The 9,226-nt window shown below is 70.6% G+C and carries 8 protein-coding genes; 6 read left to right on the forward strand and 2 right to left on the reverse strand.

The annotated features are described in order from the left end of the window. A partial coding sequence (locus VGD44_RS20245) for a CaiB/BaiF CoA-transferase family protein (protein ID WP_331090187.1) occupies positions 1-873 on the forward strand: 873 nt, incomplete at its 5' end. Continuing rightward, positions 870-1,622: an enoyl-CoA hydratase/isomerase family protein gene (locus VGD44_RS20250; RefSeq protein WP_331090188.1), complete on the forward strand. Its 753-nt coding sequence runs from the start codon at positions 870-872 to the stop codon at positions 1,620-1,622. The genes VGD44_RS20245 and VGD44_RS20250, both read left to right, overlap by 4 nt. Here VGD44_RS20250 and VGD44_RS20255 read toward each other — a convergent pair. Next, positions 1,619-2,026 (reverse strand): hypothetical protein, encoded by a 408-nt coding sequence (locus VGD44_RS20255; RefSeq protein ID WP_331090189.1) that lies wholly within the window; start codon positions 2,024-2,026, stop codon positions 1,619-1,621. The two genes, VGD44_RS20250 and VGD44_RS20255, sit on opposite strands and share 4 nt — an antisense overlap. Positions 2,027-2,180: 154 nt before the next feature. On the opposite strand from VGD44_RS20255, the gene VGD44_RS20260 reads away from it, so the two are divergent. The 4 genes from VGD44_RS20260 (at position 2,181) to VGD44_RS20275 (ending at position 8,507) form a co-directional block, all read left to right on the forward strand. Continuing rightward, on the forward strand, positions 2,181-2,999 hold the full coding sequence (locus tag VGD44_RS20260) for an acyl-CoA thioesterase (protein WP_331090190.1): 819 nt from the start codon (positions 2,181-2,183) through the stop codon (positions 2,997-2,999). A 62-nt stretch (positions 3,000-3,061) separates the two neighbouring features. Beyond that, complete coding sequence (locus tag VGD44_RS20265) at positions 3,062-5,206, forward strand: M13 family metallopeptidase (RefSeq protein WP_331090191.1); 2,145 nt, start codon at positions 3,062-3,064, stop codon at positions 5,204-5,206. Positions 5,207-5,210: 4 nt separating this feature from the next. Continuing rightward, entirely contained in the window at positions 5,211-6,017 is an 807-nt protein-coding gene (locus VGD44_RS20270; RefSeq protein ID WP_331090192.1) for an RNA methyltransferase, read from the forward strand. Between the two features lie 75 nt (positions 6,018-6,092). Further along, positions 6,093-8,507: an ATP-binding protein gene (locus tag VGD44_RS20275; protein WP_331090193.1), complete on the forward strand. Its 2,415-nt coding sequence runs from the start codon at positions 6,093-6,095 to the stop codon at positions 8,505-8,507. Between the two features lie 91 nt (positions 8,508-8,598). Here VGD44_RS20275 and VGD44_RS20280 read toward each other — a convergent pair. Next, a partial coding sequence (locus VGD44_RS20280; protein ID WP_331090194.1) for a class III extradiol ring-cleavage dioxygenase occupies positions 8,599-9,226 on the reverse strand: 628 nt, incomplete at its 5' end.

Consider the following 9,226-nt stretch of genomic DNA (forward strand, 5'->3'; position numbering starts at 1 on the left):
CAGCTGTCGGCGATCAATCCACGGCTGGTCTACTGTTCAGTCTCGGGCTTCGGCCTGGACGGGCCCTACCGCGACCGCGGCGGCTTCGACCTGATCGCCCAGGCCATGAGCGGGATCATGAGCTTCACCGGCGAGCAGGGAGCCGAGCGGCCGGTGGCGGCCGGCGTGCCGCTCTGCGACCTGAACGCCGGCATGTTCGCCGCTGTGGCCGTGCTGGCGGCGCTGCAGAGCCGCGAGCGCACGGGTGAGGGGCAGCACGTGGAGAGCTCGCTCCTGGAGTCGGCGCTGGCCTACACGGTCTGGGAGACGGGCCTGTACCTGACCACCGGTGAGGTGGCGAAGCCGATGGGCACGCGCCACCGGCTGACGGCGCCGTACCAAGCCATGAAGACCGGCGACGGCTTCATGGTGGTGGGCGTGAACAACCAGCGCCTGTGGTTGCGGTTCCTGGAGGCCCTGGGCGCGCCCGAACTGAACGACGACGAGCGGTTCGGACGGCCAAACCGCCGCGTGCGCCATCGCGACGAGCTGCAGGATAAGATCGAGGCGATCCTGACGCGCGACACGACGGCGAACTGGATGGCGAAGCTGGAGGCCGTCGGCGTGCCGGCCGGCCCGTTGAACGACATAGCCCAGGCCTGGGACGACCCGCAGGTGACGGCGCGGGGGCTGATGGCCGAGGCGGATGGGCGCAGGTTCGTGCGGACGCCGATCAAGATGAGCCGCACGCCGGTGACGGTGGCCCACGGGCCGGCCGAGGTGGGCCAGCATACGGGCGAAGTGCTGGCCGAGGCGGGCTATTCGGCGGCGGAGATCGCAGCGCTGCTGGCCAGCGGCGCTGCGGCCAGCGAGCGCAAGGAGGCGACCGCGTGAGCGGCACGGTGCACGTCGAGACGATCAGCCCGGCGGTGATGCTGCTGGAGATCGACAATCCACCCATGAACCCGCTGGGCGTGGAGATGCGCGAGACCTTCATGGCGGCGCTGGACCAGGTGGAGACCAACGACGCGCTGCGCTGCCTGATCGTCACCGGGCGCGGGCGGGCGTTCTGCTCGGGCGACGACCTGAAGAACGTGAGCGGCAAGGGCGAGGACCTGGCCGGGTTCGGCCGGCTGCTGGATCGGCTGGAGCAGAGCCGCGTGCCGGTGGTGGCGGCGGTAAACGGCTGGTGCGTGGGCGGCGGTTTCGAGCTGGCGCTGTGCTGCGACATCCGGCTAGCCTCGACCGAGGCGAAGTTCGTCTGTGCGGGCGTGAACGTGGGGCTGATGGCGTCGACCTACCGGCTGCCGCGGCTGATCGGGGAGTCGCGGGCGAAATCGATGCTGCTGACCGGCCTGCCGCATGACGCCGAGACCGCCGAGCGCTACGGGCTGGTGACCGGGCTGCACGCGCCGGACGCGCTGCGCGGGGCGGCTATCGCCATCGCCGAACGGATCGCCACGCGGGCGCCGCTGTCGGTGGAGGCGACCAAGCGCACCGCGCACCGGGCGCTGGATCTGTCGCCGGAGGAGTCGGGGAAGATCTGGGGCGAGGAGCTTCGCGTGCTGCGCCGGTCGAACGACCACAAGGCGGCGATCGCGGCCTTCCGCGAGCGGCGGGAACCGACGTTTACGCGGAGCTAGACGCGCTTGATCTCCGAGGCGCGACGGCCGGTGGGGCGGGTATCGCCCTGCAGGACCTGGCGCAGGCGCGCGACGTAGATGGGCGCGGCGGCCATCAGCACGCCCAGGGCGTCAGCGGCGACCTTCTCGGGCGACATCAGCTCGCCGGCGATGCAGGGCGACAGCTCGGCCAGCAGCACCACCCAGGCCGCCACCAGGGGCACGTCGCCGCGGCGCACGAACGGCATCAGGCCGTAGGCCAGGCTGGTGCCGGCGTAGAAGAGCAGGAGGCGCGGGAAGAAGCCGTCGGTGAACGGCGCCAACGATAGGGCAAGCACCGCTGCGCCCAGAAGCAGGGCGAGCGGAAGATAATACGGCCGCCGCAGGGGCACGATGGCCGGAAGGGAAATGGGCTGGACGCTCATCGTGGTGAACAGCGTAAACCCAAGGGCTCACTTCAGGCTTAACGCGCGTGGTTAGGCAGGTGTTTTCGACTTCGCGCGAACGTTGCATATCGTCGCACGACACGTGTGCGGGCGGACTTGCGCGGCGCGCCAAGCCGCGCTTTTGGGGAGCGCGATGGACAAGCTCTTCTTCGACCTGCGCCCCACCCACAACCCGCACCGCTGGTACTTGCCGGTCGATCCGTCGATCTGCGTGGGGCCGCCCGGCAATGAGTTCATGTTCGGCGGCGTCGGCATGGCCTCGGCGGTGGCGGCCCTGGAGCGGACGACCGGGCGGCCGCTGATTTGCGCCACGGCGCAATATCTGGGCTATGCGCGCCCGCCATCGGTGGTGGACATCGACGTCTGGACGCCCGTCGAGGGCAAGTACAACACCCAGGCCAACGCCAAGGTGCACATCGACGACAAGGAGATCATCTCGGTCAGCGCGGCGCTGGGCGCGCGGCCGAGCGAGCTCAGCGGCCAGTGGGCCGAACGCCCCGACGCGCCGCCGCCGCAGGACTGCGAACCCGCCGAACACTGGCGCGCGTCGCACGAGGGCCTGCATAGCCGCATCGAGGTGCGCATGGTGAAGGGCAAGCGCGGGCCCGACCGGGTCGGCAACCCCGAGACTGACGGGCGGACCCAGCTCTGGGCGCGGCCCCGGGAAGGCTTTGAGATCGACGCCAGCATGCTGGCGGTGCTGGCCGACTTCGTGCCGCAGGGCGTCGGCAACGCGCTGGGCAAGAACGCCGGCGGCAACAGCCTGGACAATACGCTCCGGATCCGCCGCGTCGTGCCGACCGATTGGGTGCTGTGCGACATCCGCATCTCGGGCGTGCACGGCGGCTTCGCGCACGGGGCCATGTCGCTGTTCGCCCAGGACGGCGAACTGATGGCCACGGCCAGCCAGTCGCTGATCGTGCGCGTCCGCGACAAGGCCGAGGACCGCTAGCCGCGGCCAAGCTCGCGTTGTTGCGCCGCGGGTGTATGAAGCGGGCAAATTCGTGCGCGCGAATGCTGCGCCGCTGGGAGTTCCTGTCACCGATGATGCTTCGCCCGTCCCTGTTCGCCGCGGCCGCCGCGGCGGTCCTGGTCTCAGCCTGCGCGACCACGCCGCCGCCGCCGCCCCCGGTGGCGGAAGCCCCGCCGCAGCCGCAGCCGCCGAAGCCCAAGGCCCAGGTGGGCGAGTTCGGCTTCGACGTCTCGGGCATGGACACCTCGGTCGCGCCTGGCGACGACTTCTTCCGCTACGCCGTCGGCAAGTGGGTGGACCGCACGGAGATCCCCGCCGACCGCTCCAACCTGACGGCTTTCGCCGTCATCGCCGAGAAGGCGGCCGCGCGCACCCGGGCGATCATCGAGGACATGGCCAAGACCGACGCGCCGGCCGGGTCCGAGGCGCGCAAGATCGGCGACTACTTCGCGAGCTTCATGGACGAGGCGAAGGTCGAGCAGCTGGGCGCGTCGCCGCTGAAGCCCGAGCTGGACGAAATCGCCGCGATCAAGACGCGCAAGGACCTGTCGCGCGTGCTGGGCGCCAGCATCCGCGCCGACACCGACGCGCTGAACGCGACGAACTTCTACACCGAGCGGCCCTTCGGTCTGTGGGTGGCGGAAGACCTGGACGACACGACGAAGTACCGGCCCTACCTGATGCAGGGCGGCCTGGGCATGCCGGACCGCGAGTTCTACCTGGGCCAGTCGCCGCGGTTCGTGGAGCTGCGGGGCAAGTACCTGGCGCACATCGCCGCCATGCTGACGCTGGCCGGCCATGCCGATCCGCAAGGCGCCGCGAAGCGGGTGATGGCGCTGGAGACCGCGATCGCGAAGACACACGCGACCGTCGACGAAAGCTCGGACGTGACGAAGTCCAACACCGTCTGGACCCGCGCGGAACTTTCTAAGAAGGCGCCCGGCCTCGATTGGGACGCCTTCCTGACGGCGGCGGGCCTGGCCGATCAGCCGCGCTTCGGCGCCTGGCAGGCAGGCGCTATCGCCGGCATGTCGAAGCTGGCGGGCGGCCAGCCGCTCCCGGCCTGGCGCGACTATCTGGCTTTCCACGCGGTGGAGCGCGGCGCGCCGTTCCTCTCCAAGGCCTTTGTCGACGAGCATTTCGCGTTCAACGGCACGGCGCTCTCCGGGACGCCGCAGCAGCGTGAGCGGTGGAAGCGGGGCGTCGACAACACCTCGGCCGCGCTCGGCGAAGCCATCGGCAAGCTCTACGTCGAGCGCCACTTCTCGCCGCAGGCCAAGGCTCAGGCGTCGGAGATGGCCGGCAATGTGCTGAAGGCCTTCGACCAGCGGATCGACAAGCTGGAGTGGATGACGCCCGAGACCAAGGCGCGGGCCAAGCGCAAGCTAGGCAACTTCCGCGTCTATGTGGGCTATCCGGACACCTGGCGGGACTATTCCCGCCTGGAGATCGTCCGCGGCGACGCCTATGGCAACTGGCGGCGTGCGAGCCTCTTCGAGTTCCGCCGCAACGTCGCCAAGCTGGGGAAGCCGGTGGACCGCGGCGAGTGGTTCATGTCGCCCCAGACGGTGAACGCGCTGTTCGCGCCCAGCCAGAACTCGATCATCTTCCCGGCGGCGATCCTGGAGCCGACGTTCTTCGACCCGAACGCCGACGCGGCGGTGAACTACGGCGCCATCGGTGGGGTGATGGGCCACGAGGTCAGCCACGGCTTCGACGACCTGGGCGCCCAGTTCGACGAGAACGGCAATCTGAGGAACTGGTGGGCGCCGCAGGACCTGGCCCGCTTCAAGGCCGAGACCAAGAAACTGGCCGACCAGTACAGCGCCTATGAGCCGCTCCCCGGCCTGCACTTCAACGGCCAGCAGGTGCTGGGCGAGAACATCGCCGACGTGGCCGGTCTCGCCACGGCCTACGACGCCTACCACCTGTCGCTGCGGGGCCAACCGGCGCCGGTGATCGGCGGCTTCACGGGCGACCAGCGCTTCTACTTCGGGTGGGCGCAGAACTATCGAAGCAAGTGGCGCGAGGCGGCGCTGCGGCGCCAGGTGGTCACCAACGTCCACTCGCCGGGACAATGGCGGGCGCTGACTGTGCGCAACCAGGACCCCTGGTATGCGGCGTTCGGGGTGAAGGAGGGCCAGAAGCTCTACCTGGCGCCGACCGACCGCGTGAAGATCTGGTAGGCGCTTGATCGTCCGCATCGACGATCCGGACGACCCGCGGCTGGAGCCCTACCGCGCCGTGCGCGAGCGCGACCTGGTTGGGCGCGACGGGTTGTTCGTCGCCGAGGGGCGTGTCGTGCTCGAAAAGGCGATCCGGGCGATGCCCGAGGCGCTGGACTCGGTGCTCGTGGCTGCGCACCGCCTGGATAGCCTGGCCGACGTGCTGGCGGGGCTGCCCGCGGCGACGCCCGTCTACGCCGCCGGGCAGGCGGCGATGGACGCGGTGGTGGGGTTCCCGATCCATCGGGGCGTGCTCGCCGTGGGCCGGCGGCCTGAACGCGACGCCGCGGCGCTGCTGGCCTCGATGTCGGCGCAGGTGCTGGTGGTGGGCCTGGTGGGCGTCGCCAACCACGACAACATGGGCGGCATTCTCCGCAACGCCGCGGCCTTCGGCGTTGGGGCGGTGCTGCTGGACGAGACCTGTTGCGATCCCCTGTACCGCAAGGCGATCCGGGTCAGCGTGGGGGCGGCCCTGACCACACCGTTCGCCCGGGCGGGCGACGCGGCGGCGATGGTGACGCTGCTGCAGACGAACGGCTTCGAGGTCATCGCGCTCTCGCCGCGCGGCGACGCTGAACTGCATGAACTGACCGCCGCGCCCAGGACCGCGGCGCTGTTCGGCGCCGAAGGCCCGGGCCTGCCGCTGGACCTGCTCGACCGGGTGCGGACCGTGCGCATCGCGATGGCCGGCGGCTTCGACTCCCTGAACGTCGCGACCACCAGCGGAATCGTCCTGCACAGCCTGGTCTCGCGGCGCGCGGCCACGCTTTAAATCGGGACTTAACCCCTAGCTGGCTAAGCCTTTTCCCCGGGGGCCCGCGCGAAGCCGCGGACCAGGAAAAGGGCGATGGCGCGGGACATCCAACGCGACGCTGGCGCGATGCCGGCAGGACTGGAGCATTCCAGGCCGGTCTTCGACCGCGCGACCCGCCTTGCCAAGTCCCTCTTCGGCAAGGTCATGGCCCAGATCACCCTGAAGACCGACGACGGTTACTGGCGCAGCCGCGACGGCATGATCAAGACGGTCAGCCGCGCCTCCGGCGTGCGCGTGGTCATGGAAACCGGCGACGGCATCTGGGTGGAGGACGCCCGCGCCGATCCGCGGTTCTGCAACGAGGCCGAGGTGCTTCGACCGGAGGGCGTGCGCTTCTACGCGGGCGCCCCGATCCGGCTGCCCGACGGCACGAACCCCGGCGTGCTGTGGGTGGCGAGCTCCGAGCCGCGGGCCTACGACGCTGGCCTGGCCCGTCGGCTGCAGGACCTGGCCGATTTCGCCGCCGACGAATGGACGCGGGTGACCGCCGCCCAGGCCAAGGCCACCTACGAGCGCACCATGTCGGCCATCGTCGACGCGATGCCGGTCTCGATGGTGCTGACCGACCGGGACTATCGGCTGCTCTACGCGAGCCCGCCCTGGATCAAGGCGCGCGGGCTGGAGGGCGTCGAGGTCGTCGGCAAGACGCTGTTCGAGCTGCGGCCCGACATGTTCGAGCAGTGGCGCGCGGGGATGGCCTACTGCATGGTAGGCCATACGCACGCCGTCGAGCGGCTGCAGGTCCCAAGCGTGTGCGGTGGGACCGAGTGGGTGCGGGTGCAGCTCGCCCCCTGGTATGACGCCGGCGGCGAGGTGGGCGGTCTGATCGTCACCTCCTACGAGATCACGCAGATCGTCGAGTCCCTGGAGCGCAGCGAGCGGTCGGAGGAGCGCATGCGGTTGGCCCTGGAGCTGGCCGAACTGCATGTGTTCGAGGTGGACTACGTCCGCCGCGAACTCTTCAAGGTGGGCGCCGAGGACACGTTCTTCGACCGGCCGCGCACCTATACGGACCTGGCCGACGACCTCTGGGCGAGCATCGATCCGCGCGACCGTGAGACCATGATGTCCGCGTGGGTCAGCCGCGGGGAAGACGGACCGGCCCGCCAGCCCGAGTTCCGCGTCGTGCGCGAAGACGGCCGGGAGGTCTGGGCCGCCGGGGCCGCCAAGCTGATCCGCGACGACGAGGGCGTGGCCGTCCGGCTCGTCGGCGCGATGCGCAACATCACCGCCGACAAGCGTTCGGAGGCGGCGCTGGTGCAGGCCAAGGAGGAGGCGGAGGACGCCAATCGCGCCAAGAGCGCCTTCCTCGCCACCATGAGCCACGAGATCCGCACGCCCCTGAACGGTGTGCTTGGGATGGCCCAGGCGCTGGCCGCCGATCCCACGCTGGGCGCGGCCCAGCGCGAGCAGATCGAGGTAATCCACCAGTCGGGCGAGAGCCTGCTGGCCATCCTGAACGACGTGCTGGACCTGTCGAAGATCGAGGCCGGCAAGCTGGCCCTCGAGATGGCCCCGTTCGAGGTGGGCGATCTCGCCAAGGCCGTGCAGGCGACGTTCCAGGCCATCGCCGACGCCAAGGGGCTCGCCTTCGAGCTCTCCGTCGATCGCGCGGCGCAGGGGGTCTACGAGGGCGACCAGGTGCGCGTGCGCCAGATCCTCTGGAACCTGGTCTCCAACGCGCTGAAGTTCACCGAGCGGGGCGGGGTGAAGGTGCGGATCGGACGCGAGAAGGGGCGGCTGTCGCTCACTGTCTTCGACTCCGGTATCGGCATGACCGCGCCGCAGCTGGCCGGCCTCTTCCGCAAGTTCGAGCAGGCCGACGCTTCGACCACGCGGAAGTTCGGCGGCACGGGCCTGGGGCTGGCCATCTGCCGCGAGCTGGCCGAGTTGATGGGCGGCGAGATCACCGCCACCAGCGCGCCGGGAATGGGCTCGACCTTCACCGTGGCGCTGCCGCTGGAGAAGGTGGCGCGCGCGGCGCCGAAGCCGAGGGGCGCATCGAAGCGGGCGAGAGCCAAGGCCATGGCGGCCGGAGAGCGGCCGCTACGGGTGCTGGCCGCCGAGGACAACGCGATGAACCAGCTGGTCCTGAAGACCCTGCTGGCCCAGGTAGGTGTCGAGCCCGAGATCGTCTCCGACGGCCGCCAGGCGGTGGAGGCGTGGGAGCGCGAGGCCTGGGACGTGATCCTGATGGACGTCCAGATGCCGGTGATGGACGGGCCGACCGCCACGGCGCTGATCCGCACCCGCGAGCGCGCCCAGGGCCGGGCCCGCACGCCCATCGTGGCGCTCACCGCCAACGCCATGAGCCACCAGATCGCCGAGTACCTGCAGTCCGGTATGGACGCCTTCGTCGGCAAGCCGATCGAAGCCGGCCGGTTGTTCGAGGCGCTGCAGGCGGCCGTCAGTAGCGAAACCGCCCCCGGGGATACGGCGGCGGCTTGAGTTCAGGGCGAGATCCGGAGGCCCTCGGGACGGCGGGTGTGTGGGCGCCGTTGGGGGAGAGCAAGGGCCTCCGGTCCCTCTCGCTGGAGCTCTAGATCGCCCGGCCGAATTCCACAGCCGAGACGACGACGTCCATGACCGTGTCGCGGAAGGCGACGACGGCCGGTTCGCCCGAGGCGGCGCCGGCGGCCACCATCAGGGGCAGAAGGTGTTCCTCGCGCGGGTGGGCCTCGCGAGCGTGCGGGGCGGCGTCCCAGTGGGCGAGGGCGGCGTCACGGCCGGCGGGATCGGTCACCGCGCTTTCCAGCCAACCGTCGAAGGCGGCCGACCGCTCGGTGAACGCGGGCGAGAAGCCGCGCATGTTATGCCAGCTCATGCCCGAGCCCACGATCATCACCCCTTCGTCGCGCAGAGGCCGGAGCGCCCGGCCGGCGGCTAGGTGGGCCTCGGGGTCGAGATCGGCCCGCAGCGACAGCTGAACCACGGGGATGTCCGCGTCCGGCGTCACCAGCTTCAGCGGCACGAACACGCCGTGGTCCCAGCCGTGCTCGGCGTCCTCGGCCGTGGCGAAGCCCGCCGCGTCGAGGAGCTTGCGGACCCGCCGCGCCAGGCCGGGGGAGCCGGGCGGCGCGAAGTCGAGCCGATAGGTGTGCTCGGGGAAGCCGTAGTAGTCGAACTCGAGGGCGGGCCACTGGCCCGTCCCCACGGTGAAGGCGTCC

It is taken from the genome of Phenylobacterium sp., assembly GCF_036402295.1.
Lineage (GTDB): Bacteria > Pseudomonadota > Alphaproteobacteria > Caulobacterales > Caulobacteraceae > Phenylobacterium.